This is a genomic window from Limosilactobacillus reuteri subsp. simiae, assembly GCF_020784875.1.
GTDB lineage: Bacteria > Bacillota > Bacilli > Lactobacillales > Lactobacillaceae > Limosilactobacillus > Limosilactobacillus reuteri_H.
Genome location: NZ_JAJGUI010000009.1, coordinates 1 through 237 on the forward strand (window position 1 = coordinate 1; position 237 = coordinate 237).

Genomic DNA, 237 nt, shown 5'->3' on the forward strand with positions numbered 1-237 from the left:
TGTGTCACTGCTCTTCTAGCAGTGTTCGTCGAACAATTTTAGAGCGCATGGAACCACACTATCGTGTAGCTAAGTTGCCTAAGCATCTATGTTTTGACGAGTTTCGTTCAACTAAGTCTGTGATGTCCTTTATCTGTTGTGATGCTGAAACCCACCAAATTGTCACAAAGTTACAGGATCGTCTATCACCTACAATTATTGATTATTTTGAAAGTCGTTATTCAAAAGCCGAACGCG

Annotated in this window: 1 pseudogene; it reads left to right on the forward strand. The window is 40.5% G+C overall.

Features of this window, described 5'->3' with window-relative positions:
- A pseudogene (locus LMC10_RS01045) lies at nucleotides 1–237 on the forward strand (ISL3 family transposase); the annotation flags it as partial.